Below are 19,483 nucleotides of genomic sequence, written 5' to 3'. Positions count from 1 at the left end.
CCGACCTCCACCTCGACAGGCGCGAGCGCACTCAGCCGGCGACCGACGCCCGCGACTAGCGCTTCGACCTGCTCGCGAGGGATCTCGTCCTCGAAGCGGGTCTTGGCCTTGGCGAGGACCTTGACGGGGACGACGAGCGACCACCGGAGCGGCGGCTTCCCGTGCGCTCGCACGGGGGGTGCTGGTGTAGACATGGCAACTCGACACTATGCGCCCGCAACCGCGACACTTGAGGACACCCCAGGTTCACCTGCGGGCCGGATCGAGGGAGGGGCGGGATGAGCGGAGCGAAGCAGGGGGTCGCCCCCTCGCAGGAGGAGGGACGCCCGGGCCACCGCTACTCGCCGGGGTGGCGCAAGCTCACGATCGTCATCCTCCGGCCGCTGCTGTTCGGGCTGCTCAAGCGCGACTGGCGCGGCCGCGGCAACGTCCCGAGGAAGGGCGGCGTGATCATCGCCGCCAACCACATCTCCGAGTCCGACCCGCTCGCGCTCGCCCACTTCGTCTACGAGTCGGGCCGCTACCCCGTCTACCTGGCCAAGTCCACGCTGTTCGGCGTGAGGTTCATCGGCGCGGTGCTGCGGGGCACCGGCCAGATCCCGGTCTACCGCGACAGCGCCGACGCCGCCCTGGCCCTCAGGGACGCCGAGAAGGCCCTCCTGGACGGGGAGTGCCTGATGTTCTACCCGGAGGGCAGTTGCACCCGTGACCCGGAGCTGTGGCCGATGACGGGGCAGACGGGCGCCGCGCGGATGGCGCTGCAGACCGGCGCCAAGGTCGTCCCGGTCGCGAGCTGGGGCGCGCACGAGCTGATGCCGTACAAGAAGGGCGAGCAGAAGGGCCTGGCGGGCAGCCTGAAGAAGGGCGTGCACCCGCTGCCCCGCAAGACGATGAGAGTGATCGCCGGGCCGCCCGTGGACCTGTCGCGGTACGCGGGCCTCCCGCTGGACCGCGACACCCTGCGCGCCGCCACCGACGACATCATGGCCGCGATCACCGCGCTGCTCGGCGAGCTGCGCGGCGAGGAGCCGCCTTCCGAGCCCTTCGACCACCACAGGGTCCTGGAGGAGCGCCGCCGCGCCGCCCAGGCCGAGGCGGACGCGGGCGCGGCCAAGGACGCGGGCGCGGCCAAGGACGCGGTCCCCGAGCAGGCCGGACCGGCCGGGCCGGAGTCCGGCGGGCAGCGCGCGGCCGAACCGAAGGCGGCCGACTCGTGACCTTCCGTACCGCGGTGATGGGCTCCGGCTCCTGGGGCACCACGTTCGCGATGATGCTGCACGACGCCGGCGGCGAGGTCACCCTCTGGGGGCGCCGCCCCGAGGTGGTCGAGGGCATCAACGAACGGCACGAGAACACCGACTACCTGCCGGGCGTCCCGCTCCCCGAGAGCATTCGCGCCACCCTGGACCCGGCGGAGGCCCTGCGCGGCACCGACTTCGTCGCGCTCGCCGTCCCCGCGCAGACGCTCCGGCACAACCTCGGCGGCTGGGTCTCCCTGCTGCCGCGCGAGGCCGTCCTGGTCAGCCTGATGAAGGGCGTCGAGCTCGGCACCACCCGGCGGATGTCGGAGGTGATCCGCGAGGTCGCCGACGTCCCGCAGGAGCGCGTCGCCGTCTTCAGCGGCCCGAACGTGGCGCGCGAGATCGCCACCGGCGAGCCCAGCGCCGCCGTCGCCGCGTGCGTGGACGAGGACGCCGCGCGCGGCCTGCAGGCCGCCACGATGACGTCCTACTTCCGCGTCTACACCTCCACGGACGTGATCGGCGTCGAGCTGGGCGGCGCGGTGAAGAACGTCGTCGCCCTGTGCGTCGGGATGTCGGTCGGGCTCGGGTTCGGCTCCAACACCCAGGCGCTGCTGATGACCCGCGGGCTGGCCGAGATCGCCCGGCTGGGCGCCGCCCTCGGCGCCGACGAGCACACCTTCGCGGGCCTCGCCGGGATGGGCGACCTCGTCGCCTCCTGCGTCTCGCCGCTCGCGCGCAACCGGACGTTCGGCGAGAACCTCGGCCGCGGCATGACCCTGGACGAGGTCATCGCGGTCACCAAGCAGACCGCGGAGGGCGTGAAGTCGGCCGAGGCGGTGCTGGAGCTGGCGCGCAAGCACAACGTGGAGATGCCGATCACCGAGGCCGTCACCGCCGTGCTGCACCGCGGCATACCGATCAAGGAGGCGGCGATCTCGCTGATTTCGCGGTCTCCCAAGCCCGAGCGGTACGGGGTGTGACGGAATGGCAGCGCAGCGCGCCCGGTTCGCTCGTGGCCGACCCGTACTGATCACCGGTAGGGTCGGGCGTCATGTCCCAGGTTTCTAGGATCCGCGTGGCGGTGGTGTTCGGCGGGCGCAGCTCCGAGCACGCGATCTCCTGCGTCACCGCCGGCGCCGTCATGGCCGCCATCGACCGGGACCGGTACGAGGTCGTGCCGATCGGCATCGCCCGCGACGGGCGCTGGGTGCTCCCGCCCGCGGACCTGCGCCTGGCGATCGAGGGCGGCCGGCTCCCGGAGGTGACCGGGGAGGGCGGCGTCCTCGCGCTGCCGTTCGACCCCGACAGCCGCGGCCTGATGGTGGTCCGGCCGGGCGAGGTGCCCGCGGCCCTCGGCGACGTCGACGTGGTCCTGCCGCTGCTGCACGGCCCCTACGGCGAGGACGGCACGATCCAGGGCCTGCTCGACCTCGCCGGCATCCGCTACGTCGGCGCCGGCGTGCTGGCCAGCGCGGTCGGCATGGACAAGGGCTTCATGAAGCTCGTGTGGCAGGCGCGCGGCCTGCCCGTCGGCCCGTACGTCCTGGTCGGCGACCGGGAGTGGCGGCGCGAGCGCAAGCGCAAGGTCGACGAGATCATCAGGGAGCTCGGCCTGGCCGACGGCACGCCGGTGTTCGTCAAGCCGGCCCGCGCCGGGTCGAGCATGGGCATCACCCGCGTCACCGACGAGGCCGGCCTGGAGGCCGCGGTCGACGCGGCCCGCGAGCACGACCCCAAGGTCATCGTGGAGGCCGCCGTCGAGGGCCGCGAGATCGAGTGCGGCGTCCTGCAGGGGGTGGACGACGGCCCCGCCGAGGCCAGCGTGCCCGCCGAGGTCCTGATGGGGGGCGGCCACGACTTCTACGACTTCGAGACGAAGTACCTCGACGGCTCCACCACCATGGCGATCCCGCCGGACCTGCCGCCCGCGGCGATCGAGGAGGTCCGCCGCATCGCCGTGCAGGCGTTCGACGCGCTCGACTGCGAGGGCCTCGCCCGGGTCGACTTCTTCCACACGCCCGACGGCCGCTGGATCCTCAACGAGATCAACACGATGCCCGGCTTCACCCCGGCGTCGGCGTTCCCGCAGATGTGGGCGGCCACGGGACTCGACTACCCGGCGCTGGTCGACCGGCTCATCCAGACGGCGCTCCAGCGCTCGACCGGGCTGCGCTAGCCGAAGGCGAGCCGGTCGCCGCCCTTGAGGGTGGCCGCGTCGACGGCGTGCGCGCCCGCGTCGGAGAACGTCCAGAGGGTGTCGCCGATGACGAGTGAGCGGCCGGCGCCGCCGCCGAAGTCCGGGCCCGGGGCCCGGACGGTTCCGAGCCTCGTGACGCCCGAACCGGTGACCCTGAGGGCGAGGGCCTCGGGCGGGCCGCCGTCCCGCCGCGTCACCGGCACGACGGTGAGACCGGTCTTCGGCCAGTACAGGAACGCGTGCGGTTCGAACTCCGCCTGGGAGGCCGCCCCGGGGAGCTTGTAGGCGTCCAGCCTGCGGGGGCCTGCGGAGACGTCGAAGAGCGACACCTGGAGACCGCTCGTCCGGCCGGAGGAGTCGGCGTCCTGCCCCACCCCGAGCAGCTTCCCGTCCGCCGTCGGATGCAGGTAGGCGGAATAGCCATTGATCTTGAGTTCGCCGGTCGTCCGGGGGCGGCGGGGGTCCCTGAGATCGACGACGTACAGCGGGTCCGTCTGCCGGAACGTCACGACGTAGCCGGTGGCGCCGACGAACCGGACGGAGTGGATCCGCTCGCCCTTGCCGAGGCCGTCGAGCCGCCCGATCTGGTCGAGTCGCGCGCCGTGCTGGGCCAGGACGTACACCGAGCTCTGCGACGCCTGGCTGCCGGGTTCGTTCCGGCTGGTCGTCGCGGCCAGGCGGAGATTCCCCTCGTGCTCCGACATCGAGTACTGGTTGAGCAGGAACCCCTTGACCGAGCCTGAGGCCACGTAGCGAGGACGGTCGCCACCGCGGACGTCGAACTTGTAGACGTCCGTACGCGGCTCGACCGCCTTCTTGCGCGGCCACGCGAAGAGCTGTGGGGGAGTGCCGGTGATGTAGAGGCTCTTCCCGTTGCCGTAGACGGTCGAGCCGTCAGCGGCCACCGCGACCGGCCGCGGGTCGCCGAGGCCCTTCGCCAGGTCGAGCGTCAGCACGGTCAGCATCGAGGAACCCGCGGACGAGGACGGGCGGCTGACCTGGTCGCACGGCGTCCGGTACGTCGCCCCGCCCTCCACCTCGAAGGACGGGAGCCAGGCGTCCAGCGGGGCCTTCCACACGGCCTCCCGGTTCGCTGCCACGGCCTTCTTCTCGCCGTCGCCACCGGGGAAGTAGATGCGCGGAAGAGACCTCACCACCACGCGGACCGTGGAGCCGGTCTGCCGCGCGTCCAGGTAGTCGGCGCCGGACGTCATCGTCCCGGCGACCCTGGGCCTGCCGACCAGATCGACCAGTGTGAGGCGCGTCGCCTGCGTCGACCCGGGCAGCGGTCGACCGGGTGCCGACCGGCCCGGTCCCGGCCCTTCGAAGGGCACGGCCATGGTCTGCCGCGTCAGCACGAGCACGCGGTCACCACTGAGCAGCAGCTCCCCGCTGTCGTAGCGGGTGCCGCCCGGGAGTTCCACCGTGTGCGCCACCTTGCGCGACACCGGGTCGATGACCTTGAGGCGTCCCCGGGCGAACACGACGATCCTGCGGCCGTCGGTCTTCACGAGATCGGGCTCGTCCGCGTCCGGCTCGTGCGAGTTCGTGGTGGAGTGCTCCGGTGCGGGCGCGGGAGCCCCAGGGACCTTGTCCGCTCTCGACGCCTTCGCGAGTGCCTCCATGCCGCCGCCGCCCGGCACGCCGTCGAGCCCGTAAGGGCCGACCTTGTCCAGGGTGGCGCGGCGCAGCTCGTCGAGGAGCGCGTCGCAGCCGCCATAGGCGACGAGCCGCACCGGCGGCGCCTGGGAGTCCCGGTCGTGGACCTGCCCTGACCTGGAGCACCCGGCGGTCCCGGCCAGCAGGAGCGTCGTCGCGACCGGGAGGAGGATGCGACCACGCATGGACCTTGGACGCGCGCTCTCGCGGCCCGGTTCCCGGGGGCTCGCGGATTTTCCGGTGAAGGCCGTCTTACGCGGGCGTCAGGAAGCCGAAACCGTCCCGAAACAGCGGCTGGGCAGGATCGGAGCATCACCTGGTCCCTGCGGAAGGAGCTCTGCCCGATGCCTTCACCAGCCGTGTTCGACCTCGGCGACCCCGGGATGCGGGACGTTCTCGGACACTCCCACTGGCACCCCGACATCCCGGGTGTGGCGGAGGTCATCACGGGCGGGTCCGTCCGGATGGAGTGCCCCGGCCGGGAACCCGGCGGCGGCGTCCTGCTGTGCGGTCCGCTCGTCGTCGTCGGCGCGGAGCCCGGCGACGTCATCGTGGTGGACGTGCTCGCCGTCGGGCGCCCCGGCGGCGGGCGCGACGCCGGCGGCCACCCCGGGATCATCGGCTGCGCGCCGTCCGACCCTGTGGCCGTGCCCGGCGAAGCGCGCGGCCGCGACGTCGGCGGATGCCTCATCGCCCCGCTCACCGCCGGCTCCCGCATCCTGCTGCCGGTGCACGTGCGCGGCGCGAAGCTGTCGGTGGGCGACCTGCACTTCCCGCCGAGGGGCGCCTACGACTGCGGCGAGCCCGGCGTGCGCGGCTGGATCGACCTGCGCGTCAGCCTCACCCGGCAGGGCGTCGAACGGTTCCGCGTGACCGGGCCGATGCTGATGCCCGACCCGACCCCGCGCCTGTGCTAGCCGTCCCGCCGCGCGCGCTTCTCGTGCCTGGCGATCAGCGTGTCGATCTGGACGCTCAGCTTCGACCCGAGCGGCCAGCCGATGTAGTGGGTGAGGAACACGCCGATCTCGCGCAGCTCGTCCGGGGACAGCTCCCCGTTGGCCAGCGCCGCCGGGATCTGGATGTCGAGGACGTCGTTCAGCCCCTGACCGGCGAGGGCCCCGACGAGCAGCAGCCGCCGGTCGCGCATGCTCAGCCCCGGTCGCGTCCAGATGTCGCCGAACAGGTGCTCCACGGTGATGCCGAAGAAGTCGCCGGGCCCGTCCGAGACCTCCCAGCCGTAGACCTGGCGCATCATCTCCAGCCCACGCTCACGCCGCCCAACGGCAGGGGTGTTCTCTGTGGGGGGACGACCCCCCACACCCCCCGGTTCGCTCCGCTCAGTCATTGGCCTCTCCCCTCAGCCCCAGCCCCGCACCGAACCGGTCGAGGGCGATCCGGGCGAGCGGGGTGTCGACACCGAGCTCGTCCGCCAGCTCCAGCGCGAGCGCCAGGTCCTTCTCGCCGAGATCCCGCGTGTGCCGCAGGATGTCGTACAGGTCGTCGTCCGGCTCCAGCGGCGCGGTCGTCGGCCGCAGCATGATCGAGCCCGCGCCGCCGGTGATCGCGTCGGTGTGCCGGACGACCCTGCCGAGCTTGCGCAGCGACACCCCCGCCGCCTCCGCGAGCCGCTGCGCCTCCGCGGCCGCCGTGAACGAGATGAAGTGCAGCATGTTGCGGGCCAGCTTCGCGCGGGTGCCCGCGCCGACCGGCCCCATGTGCAGGACGAGGTCCGCCCAGGCGCCGAACGGCTCGCGGCACCGCTCGAACGCCTCGTCCGACCCCCCGACCATGACCGCGAGGCTGCCCGCGCTCGCCCCCATGAACCCGCCGCTCACCGGCGCGTCCACCACCTCGATCCCGTAGCGCCGCGCTCGCGAGGCCAGGTCTTCGGCGGTCCGCGCGCGGATGGTCGAGTGGACGGCGAGGACCGTGCCCGGACGCGCGCTCGCGAGCACCTCCTCGCCCACCTCCGTCACCTGGGCGTCGTCCCGGACCATGACCGAGACCAGGTCGCAGTGCGCGGCCACCTCGGCGACGCTCCTCGCGGCCCGCGCACCCGCCTTCACCAGCGGCGCCATCGCCTCGGCCCGCGCGTCGTACACGGCCAGGCCCCGGCCCGCCAGGTGGGTCGCCATGGGCGCCCCCATCTGCCCGAGCCCGACGAAGCCGACCGCCCTGCGTTCACCCTGCGGGGGGACGCGCGCATCGCTCATGCCCGGAACACCTCGCCGCCGTCCACGTTGAGGATCTGGCCGGTGATCCACGCGGCGTCGTCCGACAGCAGGAACAGGCACGCTCCCACCAGGTCCTCGGGCGACCCCATCCGCTTGAGCGCCATCTTGTCCCGGACGATCTTCTGCGACATGTTCCCCGGCACGACGGCCCGGTTGGCCTCGGTGTCGATCGGGCCCGGCGCGATCGCGTTCACGCGGATGTTCATGCCGCCCAGCTCGTGCGCGAGCTGCTGCGTGAGCCCGTTGACGCCGACCTTGGCCAGCCCGTAGAAGCCCGAGTACTGCCACGCCGCCGTGGACGACTGGTTGACGATCGAACCGCCGCCGCGCGCCTGCATGTGGGGGTGGCAGGCGCGGGCGCACAGCAGCGCGCCGTCCATGTTCACCGACATGAACTTCTTGTAGTAGTCCCAGTCGACGGTGAAGAGGAAGTCCAGCTTCATCGTTCCGAAGATGGCGGCGTTGTTGACGAGATGGTCGATCCCGCCGAACCGCTCCGCCGCCTCCCCGGCCATGGCGTCCACGGACGCGGGGTCGGACACGTCCGTCCGCACGAACAGGCCCTCGATGTCGTCCGCGACGTCCCGGCCGCGCTCGTCCACGTCCGCGACGACCACGTGGGCGCCCTCGGAGGCCAGCGCACGCGCGTACGCCTCGCCGATTCCCTGCGCGGCCCCGGTGACGACCGCGACCTTTCCCTCGAACCTCACACGCCCTCCGCGATCGCCTTGGTCTCCAGGTACTCCTCGAAACCGGCCACGCCCATCTCGCGGCCGATGCCCGACTGCTTGTAGCCCCCGAAGGGGACGTCCGCGCCGTACCAGACGCCGCCGTTCACGCTGACCGTCCCGGTCCGCAGCCTCCGCGCGACCTCGCGCGCCCGCTCGACGTTCCCGCCGTGCACCGCGCCCGACAGCCCATACGGCGAGTCGTTCGCGATCCGCACCGCGTCGTCGTCGCCGTCGTGCGGCAGGATCACCAGCACCGGGCCGAAGATCTCCTCCCGCGCCGCGCGGGAGTCGTTGGTCAACCCGGTGATCAGCGTCGGCTCGATCCAGAAGCCCCTGTCCCGGCCCTCCGGGCGGCCGCCGCCGCAGGCGAACGCGCCGCCGTCCTTGACGGCCAGGTCCAGGTAGCCCTCGATCCGCTCGCGCTGACGCGCCGAGATGACCGGGCCGCAGATCGTCCGGTCGTCCTGCGGGTCGCCGGCGCCGAGCTTCGCCAGCGCCCCGGCGATGATCTCCACGGCCTCGTCGTGGCGTTCGCGCGGGACGAGGATCCGGGTCGTGATCGCGCAGCCCTGACCGGCGTGGGTGATGCCGGCGAACGCCGCGTACGAGCACGCGGCCCGCAGGTCGGCGTCGTCCAGGACCACGAACGCCGACTTGCCGCCGAGCTCCAGGAACACCCGCTTGAGCGTCCCGGCCGCGCTCGCCATCACGTCGCGTCCCGTCGCCGTGGACCCGGTGAACGACACCAGGTCGACGCGGGGATCCCGGGTGAGCTGGGCGCCCAGCGCGTGATCGGACGAGGTGACCACGTTGACCACGCCCGGCGGGATGTCGGTCTCCTCCGCGATGACCTCGCCGAGCACCGCCGCGCACCAGGGCGTGTCGGGGGCCGGCTTCAGCACCACCGTGTTGCCCGCCGCCAGCGCCGGGCCCAGCTTGGCGAGGTTGATCTGGTGCGGGAAGTTCCACGGGGTGACGGCGCCGACGACGCCCACCGCCTCCCGGACGACCCGCCGGCGGCTGGGCATCCCCATCGGCTCGGCCCGCCCGAGGTCCCGCTCCCAGCCGTACTCCTCGACCAGGTCCGCGAACCACGCGAGGTCGTCGACGGGCGCGTCCAGCTGGGCGCCGAACGTCAGGAACCTCGGCGCGCCCACCTCCTTGATCGTGAGTTCGCGCAGCTCGTCGGCGCGCCGCCGCAGCCCTTCCCGGAACTGTCGCAGGCACCGCGCGCGGAAGGCGTGGTCGGTCGACCACCCGGTCTCGTCGAACGCGCGGCGCGCGGCCGCGATCGCCCGGTCCATGTCGTCTGCGGAGGCGTCGGCGGCGGTGCCGAGCACCTCCTCGGTCGCGGGATTGATCGTCTCGAAGGCGCCGCCCGCCCCGGGGACGAGACGCCCGTCCACCAGAAGCAAGCGATCGTTTGTTCTGGACACCTGTCCAGACTACAGTTCAGCCCCCGCCGGGACGCAAGACGCCCACGCGAATTCGCGTCTGGTCACGTGCGCGTGGGCAGGGCGGCCAGGGCGAGAGTCGTTTCGTTCCTCAGGGCATCTGCCTCGGGGAGAGGGCCCTGTGCCAGGAGGGACGCGCGCGCGGCCTGGAGGGCCGGGGCGGGGAGGGACGCAATCCGGGCGGCCAGGGCAAGTGCCGTCTCCAGGGCTTCGCCGGGCGGGGTGAGGGCGGTCAGCAGGCCCCAGCTCGCGGCTTCCCGGGCGGGGATGCGGCGGGCGGTCAGGAGGGCGTCCAGGGCGCGGGGCTGCCCCACCAGGCGGGGGAGACGGACGGTGGCGCCGTCCAGGGACGGGAGGCCGTGCTCGAAGTTGAGCAGGCCGAACTCGGCGGTCTCCGACGCCACCCGGAGGTCGCACCACAGGGCCAGTTCGAAGCCGCCGCCGAAGCAGTGGCCCTCGACCGCCGCGATCACCGGCTTGGACGGGCGGGCGCGCGTGACGGCCATCGGGGGCGGGCCGCCGGCGGTCGGGACGGGGAAGTCGCCCGCGGCCATCGCCTTCAGGTCGCTACCCGCGCAGAAGGCCCCGCCGGCGCCGGTCACCACGGCGGCCTTCGCGTCGCCGTCCTCGAAGTCGCGGACCGCGTCGGCCAGCCGCCGGGCGGTCGGTCCGTCGACCGCGTTGCGGCGGTCCGGGCGGTCGAGGGTGATGACGTGGACGGGGCCGCGGCGTTCGGTCCGCACGCTCATGAGCGCCTCCTGTCTGGATCGATCGTCATAGTAGATAGATCGATCTAGTGAGGGCAATGGCTAGGGTGTCCCCATGACGCGCGACACACGGACCCGGCTGCTGGAGGCCAGCGCCCAGCTGTTCCGCGAGCAGGGATACGCCGGGACGGGGCTCAAGCAGATCACCGCGGCGGGCGAGGCGCCCTGGGGGTCGCTGTACCACTTCTTCCCGGGCGGGAAGGAGCAGCTGGGGGCCGAGGCCGTGCGGCATTCGGGCGATCGCTACCTGCGCCTGTTCGACCTCGTGTTCGCGCGGGCCGACCAGAGCCTGGAGCGATCGGTCCTCGACATGTTCCGGCTGAGCGCGGAGGCGTTGGAGAGGTCGGAGTGGGGCGACGGGTGCCCGATCGCGACCGTGGCGCTGGAGGTCGCCAGCACGAGCGAGCCGCTGCGGCACGCGTGCGCGGAGGTGTTCGCGTCGTGGGAGCTCTCCCTCGCGCGCAGGCTGGCCGAGGGCGGGATCCCGGACGCGCGCGCGAAGGATCTGGCCACCTACGTGCTGAGCGCCTTCGAGGGGGCGCTCGTGCTCAGCCGGACGGCGCACGACGTCCGCCCGCTGGAGGTGACCGCCGAGGTGGTGGCCCGGACGTTGCGGGCCGAGCTCGCCTGAGGGGAGCGGGCCCGGGGAGATGGCGGACCGGGCCGCGTGAAGTGTGGGGATGTGCCAGGCTTGTAGGGCCGATCGCCGTCCCGAGGAGTATGTCCGTGCCGCACGCCGACCTGCCGGAACGCATCGGCCCCTACCGGGTCGTCGACCGTCTCGGCGAGGGCGGCATGGGGACGGTGTACGCGGGGCTGGACGCGTCCGGGCGCAAGGTCGCCCTCAAGGTGATCCGGCGGGAGTACGCGGCCGACCGGCAGTACCGCGCACGGTTCGAGGCGGAGGTCGCGGCGGCGAAGCGGGTGCGCCCGTTCTGCACGGCGCCGGTCCTGGACGCCGACCCCGGGGCGGACCCGCCCTACCTGGTGACCGAATTCGTCAACGGCCCCAGCCTGGACGACGCCGTCGCGAAGGAGGGGGCGCTGCGCGGCGCCGACCTGGAGGCCGTCGCGGTCGGCATCGCGACCGCGCTGACCGCCATCCACGACGCCGGGGTGGTGCACACCGCGACCTCAAGCCCGCCAACGTGCTGCTGTCCACGTTCGGGCCGCGCGTCATCGACTTCGGCATCGCCCGCTCGCTGGACGGGACGCGCCTCACCGCGACCGGCGGCATCATCGGCACGCCCGCGTTCATGGCCCCCGAGCAGCTGGACGGGCGCGGCGCGAGCCCGGCGTCCGACGTGTTCGCCTGGGGCGCGACCGTGGCCTTCGCGGCGCGCGGCGGGCCGTGCTTCGGCGGCAACTCGCTGCCGGCGGTCATCCACCAGATCATCAGCGGCGAACCCGAACTGGGAGGGCTGGACGGCACGCTGCTCAAGGCCGTCCAGGCGGCGCTGGCCAAGGACCCGGCGCGGCGGCCGTCCGCCCAGGCGCTGCTGGACGGCCTCATCTCCAGCGGGGTCAGGCAGCCCGCGCCCTCCACGCAGCACACCCAGCACACCCGGGCGCCCGGCCGGCACCGCGCCGAGACGCCGGCCCCATCGCCCACTCCGGGCGGGGACCGCGCCGAGGCGCCCTCCCGGCCGCCGACCGAGACGCCGGGGACGCAGGCGCCGGGGGTCGCTCCGGCCCTCGCCGCGGGGGAGGCCGCGGCGCTCGTCGAGGGGCAGTACCGGCAGGCCGCGCAGGCCGGCGACCCCGCCGCGATGCGCAACCTCGCCGTCCTGCTCAGCGGGCAGGGGCGGACCGCCGAGGCGGAGAGCTGGAGCCGCTACGCCGACGCGATCGACGCCCGGCAGGCCGTCTACCAGCAGCCGACCGGGTACCAGCAGCAGACGGGCTACCAGGGGCAGACCGGCTACCAGGGCCAGGCGCCCCACCAGTACACGGCCGCGCGCCATGCGCACGGCAAGCCGCCCATGAACAGCCTCGCGATCTACGCGGTGTCCATGGGCGCGGTGGGGCTCATCACCTGCGGGCTGCCGTCCATCCCCGCGATCGTCGCCGGGCACATGGCCTGGGTGCGGCTGCGGCGCTCCGGCGAGCGCGGGCTCGGGCTCGCGGTGACGGGGATCGCGCTCGGCTGGATCATGGTCGCGTTCTGGGCGCTGGTCGCGTTCGGCGCGGCCCTGCCGGACGAGAACTGAGCCGAAAACCCGTTGCGGCCGCCGCGCCGCCGGTGGCACCGTTGACGACGTCAGCCCGTCCGAGACAGGGACGGTGACGCGAGACGCCCGAGAGGAGGACCGGCCATGGCTCTGGAGCAGTATCGACTCCGACTGCCCTCGGCGTCGCACGCCCGCCCCGGCCGGTATCCCGTCTCCTAGAGGCCCCGGCCGAGCCGCCGCGAGCGACGCCCGTCCAGGCGAGTTCCCCGCGGCTCTACTCCAACAGGCAGAGAGACCACTCTCAGGAAGTGGACGTTCCGGGTTCGAATCCCGGGAGCCGCACGCATGCCTCCGTAGTCCAACGGCAGAGACGGCAGCATGAGGTGCTGTGCGCTGGGGGTTCGAATCCCTCCGGAGGTACGGCGCGGGCCCGCGGCCCGCGCGAGGGGCGGCGCCGACGTTCGGAGAGTCGGGCTTGGCTGTAACCCAAGTGTCGCTGACTGAGTGGGTTCGAATCCCACCCGCCTCACCGGGGACGACGCGCCGGGGCGTTGCGCGCGGTCCGGTTCTGAACTAATGTCTGGACACGTGTCCGGAAAACCCGAACCCCTGACCGAGCCCACCCGGCGCCGCCTCACCGAGCGGCAGGCCGACACGGTGCGGCGGCTGACCGCCGCCGCCGTGGTGGAGGTCGCCGAGACCGGCTACGAGGGCCTGACCGTCCGCAACGTGGCCCGCCGCGCCGGCGTGGCGCCCGCGACCGCGTACACCTACTTCGCGTCCAAGAACCACCTGATCACCGAGGTGTTCTGGCGGCGGCTCAGCGCCCTGCCCCCGGTCGAGGCGGACGGGACGCTGCGCGAACGGGTGGTGGGGACGCTCCGCGAGATCGCGCTGCTGGTCTCGGACGAGCCGGACCTCGCGGCGGCGTGCACCACCGCGCTGCTCGGCACCGACCCCGACGTCCGCGAACTGCGGACGCGGATCGGCTACGCGATCCGCGAACGGCTCCGCGCGGCGCTGCGCGAGCACGACGACCCCAAGATCCTCGGCGCGCTGGAACTGGCCTACACCGGCGCGCTCCTGTACGCGGGCATGGGCTACACCTCCTACGCCCGCATGGCCGACCGGCTCGCCGAGATGGCGGAGCTCATCCTGCCCGAACCCCCCGAGTGAGGTGACGGCCGTGGACCCTGCCGCGCAGGTCTCCTACAGCCCCTTCGACTACGCCGTCCACGAGGATCCCTACCCCCTCTACGCGCGCCTCCGCGAGGAGGCGCCCCTCTACCGCAACGACGAGATCGGCTTCTGGGCGCTGTCTCGGCACGCCGACGTGTCCGCGGCCTTCCGCGACCACGCGACCTTCTCCAACTCCCACGGCGTCTCGGTGGAGCCGAGCGCCTGGGGCCCCCACGCGCCCCGGACGATGTCGTTCCTCGCGCTCGACCCGCCGCGCCACACCCGCATGCGCGCCCTGGTGTCCAAGGGGTTCACGCCACGGCGGGTCAAGGAGCTGGGGGACGGAATCCTCGCGCTGACCAGGCGCCACCTGGAGCCGGCCCTGGAGAAGGGCGAGTTCGACTTCGTCTCCGACTTCGCCGGCCTCCTTCCCATGGACGTCATCTCGGAGATGATGGGCGTCCCCGAGGCCGACCGGGCCGAGGTGCGCCGGCTCGCCGACACGGTCGTCCACCGGGAGGAGGGGCTGAACGACGTCCCGCCCGCGGGGATGGACGCGGCGCTCACCCTCGCCGGCTACTACCAGGACATGGTCGCCGAGCGGCGCCGCGCGCCGGCCGGCGACCTGACCTCCGCGCTCCTGGACGCCGAGATCGACGGCGACCGGCTGGAGGACGAGGAGGTCATCGCCTTCCTGTTCCTGATGGTGGTCGCCGGGAACGAGACCACCACCAAGCTGCTCGCCAACGCCCTGTACTGGGGGGCGCGCAACCCCGACCAGGGCGCCAAGCCGCTCCGCGACCCGGCCCGCGTGGACGACTGGGTGGAGGAGACGCTCCGCTACGACACCTCCAGCCAGATGCTCGCCCGGAAGGCCGTGCGCGACGTCGAGCTGCACGGGCGGCGCGTCCGCGAGGGCGACCGCGTGCTCCTACTGGTCGGGTCGGCCAACCGCGACCCCCGCGCGTTCGACGACGCCGACGCCTACGACCTCGACCGCGACACCTCGCAGCTCGTCAGCTTCGGCGGCGGACGGCATTTCTGCCTCGGCGCGAACCTGGCGCGGCTGGAGGCGCGCATCGCGCTGACCGAGTTCGTGCGCCGCGTCTCCTCCTACGAGGTCGACCACGACGGCGCGGAGCGCGTGCACTCGGTGAACGTCCGCGGTTTCGCCGCCCTGCCCCTGCGCGTGGAGGTGCGCTGATGCCCAGGTTCGACCCCCATCCGCGGCGGCGCCCGGCCGTGGTGACCGGCGCCTCCTCCGGGATCGGCGCGGCGACGGCGACGGCGCTGGCGATGGCCGGGCACCCGGTCGCGCTCGGCGCGCGGCGCGTCGACAAGTGCGAGGAGCTGGCCGCGACGGTCCGGGCCGGCGGGGGAGAGGCGTTCGCGCACCCGCTGGACGTCGCCGACTCCGACTCGGTCAAGGCGTTCGCCGCGGCGGCCGCCGACGCGCTCGGCCCCGTCGAGGTCGTCGTCTCCAGCGCCGGCGACCTGTCCGCCGGGCTCCTGCACGAGCTCGACACCGCCGAGTTCCTCGCGCAGGTGCAGGTCCACCTCGTCGGCGCGCACCGGCTCGTGTCGCAGTTCGTCCCGCCGATGGTGGCGCGGCGGCGCGGCGACATCGTGTTCGTCTCCTCCGACACCGTCCCCGCGCCGCGCTCCTGGACGGGCGCCTACGTCGCGGCCAAGAACGGCGTCGAGGGGATGGTCCGCACCATGCAGATGGAGCTGGAGGGGACGGGCGTGCGGGCGTCCGTCGTCCGTCCGGGGCCGACCGCGACCGGCATGGGCATGAGCTGGGACGCGGAGACCACCGGCGCCGTCCTGGAGGACTGGGCCAGGTGGGGCCACGCCCGCCACCCCTACTTCCTGCGCCCGTCCGACGTCGCCGCCGCCGTCGCCGCGATCGTCGCGACCCCGCGCGGCGCCCATCTCCGGCTCGTCGAGGTCCAGCCCGAAGCACCGTTGGAGGAGTCGTGACCGCACTGGTGGAGCCGCGCGTCGTGTCGGGCGGGCCCGACCACCTGGAGGAGCTGCGCTCGGACCCGATCGGGCTGATGCGGCGGGTCCGGGAGGAGTGCGGCGACGTCGGCGAGTTCCGCCTCGCCGGACGCCGCGTCGTGCTGCTGTCGGGCGCGGAGGCCAACGAGTTCTTCTTCCGCGCCCCCGACGAGGAGCTCGACCAGGCCGAGGCCTACCCGTTCATGACGCCGATCTTCGGCGAGGGCGTGGTGTTCGACGCCACGCCGGAGCAGCGCCGCGAGGCCCTGCACAACCAGGCCCTCAAGGGCTCGTTCATGAAGGGGCACGCCGCGACGATCTCCGCCGAGGTCGACCGGATGGTCGCCGGCTGGGGCGAGGAGGGCGAGATCGACCTGCTCGACTTCTTCGCCGAGCTGACGATCTACACCTCGTCCGCGTGCCTGATCGGGCGCAAGTTCCGCGAGCAGCTCGACCGCCGGTTCGCCGACCTGTACCACGACCTCGAACGCGGCACCGACGCGATCGCCTACGTCGACCCCCACGCCGACATCGAGAGCTTCCGGCGGCGGGACGCGGCGCGCGCGGCGCTGGTGGAGCTCGTCCAGCAGATCATGGACTCGCGGCCGCCGAACCCGCCCAGGCAGGACCGCGACCTGCTCGACGTGCTGATGTCGATCCGGGACGCGGACGGCACGCTCAAGTTCGACGCCGACCAGGTCACCGGCATGTTCATCTCGATGATGTTCGCCGGGCACCACACCACGTCCGGCACCGCCGCCTGGACGCTCATCGAGCTGCTCCGCCACCCCGGCGTCCTGGACGGCGTGGTCCGCGAGCTGGACGAGCTGTACGCCGACGGCCGCGAGGTCTCCTTCCAGGCGCTGCGCGCCATCCCGAACCTGGAGTCGGCGATCAAGGAGGCGCTGCGGCTGCATCCGCCGCTGATCCTGCTGCTGCGGGTCGCGCAGTCCGACCAGGAGGTGGTCGGGCACCGCATCCCGGCGGGCACCATGGTCGGCTGCGGCCTCGCCGTGTCCAACCGGATCGAGGCCGACTTCCCCGACGCCGACGCCTTCCACCCCGAGCGATACGCCGCGCCCCGCGAGGAGGACGTGCTCCACCGCTGGACGTGGGTGCCGTTCGGCGCGGGCCGGCACCGCTGCGTCGGCGCGAACTTCGCGATGATGCAGCTCAAGGCCATCTTCTCGGTGCTGCTGCGGGACTGGGAGTTCGAGCCCGCCCAGCCGCCGGAGAGCTACCGCGACGACCACTCGAAGATGGTCGTCCAGCTCGCCCAGCCCTGCGCCGTCCGCTACCGCCGGAGGCGCCGGTGAGGATCGAGGCCGACCTGGACCTGTGCCAGGGACACGCCATGTGCGAGCTGGAGGCCCCCGACGTCTTCGAGGTGCCGCCCAAGGGCAAGGTCCGCGTCCTGGACGCGGAGCCGCCCGAGGGCATGCGCGCCGAGGTGGCCTCCGCCGTCCGCTACTGCCCGACCCAGGCCCTCAGACTGCTGGAGACATGATGCCCGCGTTCCCCCGTGAAGAGCTCGACGCGATGGTCGAGCACTGGCTGGAGGCCAACCGCCGCTGCGAGGAGGCCGGCGACTGGCGCCCGCTCGCCGACCTCTACACCGAGGACGCCACCTACGGCTGGAACATCGGCCCCGACCAGGACTTCATGGCCGTCGGCCGGGACGAGATCCGCGACATCGCGCTCGGCTCGGAGATGGGCGGCCTGGACGGCTGGACGTATCCGTACCAGAGCATCCTGATCGACGAGCGCAGGGGCGAGGTCGTCGGGTTCTGGAAGCAGGTCGCCGACGCGAGCCGCCCCGACGGGACGCCCTACGAGGTGCTCGGCATCGGCGGGTCCTGGTTCCGCTACGCGGGGGACCGGCGGTGGTCGTGGCAGCGCGACTGGTTCGACCTCGGCAACGTCACCTCGGTGTTCGTCGAGATGATGAAGGCCGGGGTGCTGTCGGACGGGATGAAGCGGCGGCTGGAGCGGGCGGCGTCCGGCGAGCCGATCCCCGGCTACTACCCGCGGGGGGAGAGCCCCGTCCCGATCTGGTGACCCGGGGGGCCGCCGGTCAGATCTGGCCCTCGGGCTTCGCCGGGATCGTCGCCTTGATCGCCGGCCCGAGCTCGATCAGCACGTCGCCGGCCGGGTTGTACTTCGGCGGCACCGTCACCTCGACGTAGGCCTGCCGCCCCACGGCGGTGAAGGTCACCGGCCGCTCGGCGGGCTGCCCGAACCAGTCGATCCCGTTGATGGTCACCAGCTCCGAGGTCTGGCGGAGCGTGCCGGGCAGGGGGACGCCGCAGCGCAGCGCGATCGCGGGGGACCCCCACGCGGCGGTCAGCGGTGAGTCAGGGGAGGTGTCGCGGCGCTTCTGCCCGTGCACCTTCTCGGGCAGCCGCAGCCCCTGGCAGAGCCGCCGGGTCGCCGCGTCCGGGTTCGGAACCGGAACCTGCACGGCCCCGTCTCCGCACGCCGCGGCGAACAGCGCCAGGCAGCCGAGGACGGCGAGGGAGCGGTGCGCTGCCGCGGAACGTTCAGATGTGGACGATCGGGCACGTGAGGGTCCGCGTGATGCCCTCGACGCCCTGGATCTGCGCGACGACGAGCTTGCCCAGCTCGTCCACATTCCGCGCCTCCGCTCGGACGATCACGTCATAGGGTCCGGTGACGTCCTCCGCCCGGGTCACGCCGGTGATGCCGGAGATGTGGTCCGCCACCTCGGCGGCCTTGCCGACTTCGGTCTGGATGAGGATGTAGGCCTGCACCATCACGTCCTCCCCAAGCGGAGAATCAACCGTCGGAAGGTTCACCGTATCGTGTTACGCGCCGCCGCGGGCGGTCGGGGTACGGCGTGCCCGGTACGAACCGGGAGAAAACCGGGAAAGCGGGGGAACAGCGCAAATGGGCACGATCGGGGAGCTGGGTGAGTTCGGCCTGATCGGCCGCCTGACCCGGCGGCTGCCCCAGGGCCCGGCGGTCCGGCTCGGCCCCGGCGACGACGCCGCGGTGATCGCCGCGCCGGACGGCCGCGTCGTCGCCACCACCGATCTGCTCGTGGAGGGGCGGCACTTCCGCCTCGACTGGTCCGGCCCCTACGACATCGGGCGCAAGGCCGCCGCGCAGAACCTCGCCGACGTCGTCGCCATGGGCGCGAACCCCACGGCGCTGCTCGTCGGCTTCGCCGCCCCGCCCGCGACCCGCGCCGACTGGGCCGAGCGGCTCTACGACGGCCTCGCCGACGAGTGCCGCGCGGCGGGGGCGTCCGTCGCGGGCGGCGACGTCGTGGCCGCGCCGCGGGTCACGCTCGCGATCACCGCGCTCGGCGACCTCGGCGGGGCGGCGCCCCTCACCCGGTCCGGGGCGCGCCCGGGCGACGTCGTGGCCGTCCGGGGCAGGCTGGGCTTCGCCGCCGCCGGGCTCGCGCTCCTGGAGGCCGGGCGGGACGGGCCCGAGGAGCTGATCGCGGCGCACCGGCGTCCCGAGCCGCCCTACACCGCCGGGGAGGAGGCGCGGACCCACGGCGCCACCGCGCTTCTCGACGTCAGCGACGGGCTCGTCCAGGACCTCGGGCACATCGCCGTCGCGAGCGGCGTCCGGATCGACCTCGACTCCGCCTCCGTGCCCGTCCCGGAGATCCTCGGGCCCGACGGGCTGCGCCGCGCGCTCACCGGCGGTGAGGACCACGCGTTCGCCGGGACGTACCCGGCGGACGCCGTCCTGCCGCCCTCCTGGAGGCGGGTCGGGACCGTCGCCGAAGGGGCGGGGGTGCGCGTGGACGGGCGCCCGCCGCCCCCCGGAGCATGGGATCATTTCCCAGGCTGAACGCCCCGGCGGAGT

The 19,483-nt window shown here is 73.4% G+C and carries 21 protein-coding genes, 3 tRNA genes and 2 pseudogenes; 18 read left to right on the top strand and 8 right to left on the bottom strand.

The window, feature by feature from the left end; genetic code table 11:
* Positions 1 to 278: 278 nt before the first annotated feature.
* The 3 genes from AB0C69_RS07375 to AB0C69_RS07365 all read left to right on the top strand — a co-directional run bounded on the left by AB0C69_RS07375 (position 279) and on the right by AB0C69_RS07365 (position 3,420).
* A complete protein-coding gene (locus AB0C69_RS07375) occupies positions 279 to 1,217 on the top strand; it encodes a 1-acyl-sn-glycerol-3-phosphate acyltransferase (RefSeq protein WP_353833418.1) in 939 nt (312 codons plus the stop codon).
* A gap of 17 nt (positions 1,218 to 1,234) precedes the next feature.
* On the top strand, positions 1,235 to 2,224 hold the full coding sequence (locus AB0C69_RS07370; RefSeq protein ID WP_360350955.1) for an NAD(P)H-dependent glycerol-3-phosphate dehydrogenase: 990 nt from the start codon (positions 1,235 to 1,237) through the stop codon (positions 2,222 to 2,224).
* A 71-nt stretch (positions 2,225 to 2,295) separates the two neighbouring features.
* Positions 2,296 to 3,420: a D-alanine--D-alanine ligase family protein gene (locus tag AB0C69_RS07365; RefSeq protein ID WP_360350947.1), complete on the top strand. Its 1,125-nt coding sequence runs from the start codon at positions 2,296 to 2,298 to the stop codon at positions 3,418 to 3,420.
* Here the strand turns inward: AB0C69_RS07365 and AB0C69_RS07360 are convergent.
* On the bottom strand, positions 3,417 to 5,285 hold the full coding sequence (locus AB0C69_RS07360) for a beta-propeller domain-containing protein (RefSeq protein WP_360350944.1): 1,869 nt from the start codon (positions 5,283 to 5,285) through the stop codon (positions 3,417 to 3,419). The genes AB0C69_RS07365 and AB0C69_RS07360 overlap by 4 nt on opposite strands.
* A gap of 159 nt (positions 5,286 to 5,444) precedes the next feature.
* On the opposite strand from AB0C69_RS07360, the gene AB0C69_RS07355 reads away from it, so the two are divergent.
* Positions 5,445 to 6,017 (top strand): acetamidase/formamidase family protein, encoded by a 573-nt coding sequence (locus AB0C69_RS07355; protein ID WP_360350941.1) that lies wholly within the window; start codon positions 5,445 to 5,447, stop codon positions 6,015 to 6,017.
* On the opposite strand, the gene AB0C69_RS07350 is transcribed toward AB0C69_RS07355, so the two are convergent.
* From AB0C69_RS07350 to AB0C69_RS07330, 5 genes are all read right to left on the bottom strand, one after another.
* A complete protein-coding gene (locus tag AB0C69_RS07350) occupies positions 6,014 to 6,355 on the bottom strand; it encodes a carboxymuconolactone decarboxylase family protein (protein WP_353833415.1) in 342 nt (113 codons plus the stop codon). The two genes, AB0C69_RS07355 and AB0C69_RS07350, sit on opposite strands and share 4 nt — an antisense overlap.
* An 82-nt stretch (positions 6,356 to 6,437) precedes the next feature.
* The gene (locus tag AB0C69_RS07345) at positions 6,438 to 7,313 is read right to left on the bottom strand and encodes an NAD(P)-dependent oxidoreductase (RefSeq protein WP_360350937.1); all 876 of its coding nucleotides are present in this window, start codon (positions 7,311 to 7,313) and stop codon (positions 6,438 to 6,440) included.
* On the bottom strand, positions 7,310 to 8,044 hold the full coding sequence (locus tag AB0C69_RS07340) for an SDR family oxidoreductase (protein WP_360350934.1): 735 nt from the start codon (positions 8,042 to 8,044) through the stop codon (positions 7,310 to 7,312). Before AB0C69_RS07340 ends, AB0C69_RS07345 begins: the two co-directional genes overlap by 4 nt.
* A complete protein-coding gene (locus AB0C69_RS07335) occupies positions 8,041 to 9,471 on the bottom strand; it encodes an aldehyde dehydrogenase (protein ID WP_360350931.1) in 1,431 nt (476 codons plus the stop codon). Before AB0C69_RS07335 ends, AB0C69_RS07340 begins: the two co-directional genes overlap by 4 nt.
* A 92-nt stretch (positions 9,472 to 9,563) precedes the next feature.
* Positions 9,564 to 10,268 (bottom strand): enoyl-CoA hydratase-related protein, encoded by a 705-nt coding sequence (locus AB0C69_RS07330; protein WP_360350928.1) that lies wholly within the window; start codon positions 10,266 to 10,268, stop codon positions 9,564 to 9,566.
* A gap of 73 nt (positions 10,269 to 10,341) precedes the next feature.
* On the opposite strand from AB0C69_RS07330, the gene AB0C69_RS07325 reads away from it, so the two are divergent.
* The 13 genes and pseudogenes from AB0C69_RS07325 to AB0C69_RS07265 all read left to right on the top strand — a co-directional run bounded on the left by AB0C69_RS07325 (position 10,342) and on the right by AB0C69_RS07265 (position 17,698).
* Positions 10,342 to 10,917, top strand: coding sequence for a TetR/AcrR family transcriptional regulator (locus tag AB0C69_RS07325; protein WP_360350925.1), 576 nt, complete (start codon positions 10,342 to 10,344; stop codon positions 10,915 to 10,917).
* Between the two features lie 89 nt (positions 10,918 to 11,006).
* A pseudogene (locus AB0C69_RS07320) lies at positions 11,007 to 11,402 on the top strand (protein kinase); the annotation flags it as partial.
* Between the two features lie 23 nt (positions 11,403 to 11,425).
* Positions 11,426 to 11,779: pseudogene (locus tag AB0C69_RS07315) on the top strand (protein kinase); the annotation flags it as partial.
* Positions 11,780 to 12,055: 276 nt separating this feature from the next.
* Positions 12,056 to 12,496, top strand: a complete 441-nt coding sequence (locus tag AB0C69_RS07310) for a DUF4190 domain-containing protein (RefSeq protein WP_360350952.1) — start codon at positions 12,056 to 12,058, stop codon at positions 12,494 to 12,496.
* Between the two features lie 229 nt (positions 12,497 to 12,725).
* Positions 12,726 to 12,799, top strand: a tRNA-Leu gene (locus tag AB0C69_RS07305).
* 5 nt (positions 12,800 to 12,804) lie between these two features.
* Positions 12,805 to 12,877 (top strand) — tRNA-Leu (locus AB0C69_RS07300).
* A 25-nt stretch (positions 12,878 to 12,902) separates the two neighbouring features.
* Positions 12,903 to 12,986: transfer RNA gene (locus AB0C69_RS07295), tRNA-Tyr, on the top strand.
* 59 nt (positions 12,987 to 13,045) lie between these two features.
* Positions 13,046 to 13,633: a helix-turn-helix domain-containing protein gene (locus AB0C69_RS07290; RefSeq protein WP_345174917.1), complete on the top strand. Its 588-nt coding sequence runs from the start codon at positions 13,046 to 13,048 to the stop codon at positions 13,631 to 13,633.
* 10 nt (positions 13,634 to 13,643) lie between these two features.
* Entirely contained in the window at positions 13,644 to 14,840 is a 1,197-nt protein-coding gene (locus AB0C69_RS07285) for a cytochrome P450 (protein WP_360350921.1), read from the top strand.
* Positions 14,840 to 15,619 (top strand): SDR family oxidoreductase, encoded by a 780-nt coding sequence (locus tag AB0C69_RS07280; RefSeq protein WP_360350918.1) that lies wholly within the window; start codon positions 14,840 to 14,842, stop codon positions 15,617 to 15,619. The genes AB0C69_RS07285 and AB0C69_RS07280 overlap by 1 nt, the downstream gene beginning before the upstream one ends.
* The gene (locus tag AB0C69_RS07275) at positions 15,616 to 16,956 is read left to right on the top strand and encodes a cytochrome P450 (protein ID WP_360350915.1); all 1,341 of its coding nucleotides are present in this window, start codon (positions 15,616 to 15,618) and stop codon (positions 16,954 to 16,956) included. The genes AB0C69_RS07280 and AB0C69_RS07275 overlap by 4 nt, the downstream gene beginning before the upstream one ends.
* A complete protein-coding gene (locus AB0C69_RS07270) occupies positions 16,953 to 17,147 on the top strand; it encodes a ferredoxin (RefSeq protein WP_345174925.1) in 195 nt (64 codons plus the stop codon). Before AB0C69_RS07275 ends, AB0C69_RS07270 begins: the two co-directional genes overlap by 4 nt.
* Positions 17,144 to 17,698 carry a nuclear transport factor 2 family protein gene (locus AB0C69_RS07265; RefSeq protein ID WP_360350912.1) on the top strand — a complete coding sequence of 185 codons (555 nt, stop codon included), beginning with the start codon at positions 17,144 to 17,146 and terminating at the stop codon, positions 17,696 to 17,698. Before AB0C69_RS07270 ends, AB0C69_RS07265 begins: the two co-directional genes overlap by 4 nt.
* Positions 17,699 to 17,714: 16 nt before the next feature.
* Here the strand turns inward: AB0C69_RS07265 and AB0C69_RS07260 are convergent, their stop codons facing one another.
* Both AB0C69_RS07260 and AB0C69_RS07255 read right to left on the bottom strand, forming a co-directional pair.
* Positions 17,715 to 18,272, bottom strand: a complete 558-nt coding sequence (locus AB0C69_RS07260; RefSeq protein ID WP_360350909.1) for a DUF3515 domain-containing protein — start codon at positions 18,270 to 18,272, stop codon at positions 17,715 to 17,717.
* Positions 18,181 to 18,414 carry an Lrp/AsnC ligand binding domain-containing protein gene (locus AB0C69_RS07255; RefSeq protein ID WP_345174931.1) on the bottom strand — a complete coding sequence of 78 codons (234 nt, stop codon included), beginning with the start codon at positions 18,412 to 18,414 and terminating at the stop codon, positions 18,181 to 18,183. The genes AB0C69_RS07260 and AB0C69_RS07255 overlap by 92 nt, the downstream gene beginning before the upstream one ends.
* 133 nt (positions 18,415 to 18,547) lie before the next feature.
* Between AB0C69_RS07255 and AB0C69_RS07250 the strand changes: the two genes are divergently transcribed.
* Positions 18,548 to 19,468 (top strand): thiamine-phosphate kinase, encoded by a 921-nt coding sequence (locus tag AB0C69_RS07250; protein WP_360350906.1) that lies wholly within the window; start codon positions 18,548 to 18,550, stop codon positions 19,466 to 19,468.
* The last annotated feature ends 15 nt before the right edge of the window (positions 19,469 to 19,483 follow it).

Source organism: Actinomadura sp. NPDC048032 (genome assembly GCF_040653175.1).
In the GTDB taxonomy this organism is placed as follows: Bacteria; Actinomycetota; Actinomycetes; order Streptosporangiales; family Streptosporangiaceae; genus Spirillospora; species Spirillospora verrucosospora.
Note: the sequence above shows the minus strand (reverse complement) of the source record. Positions and strands in the feature narration are given on the sequence as shown.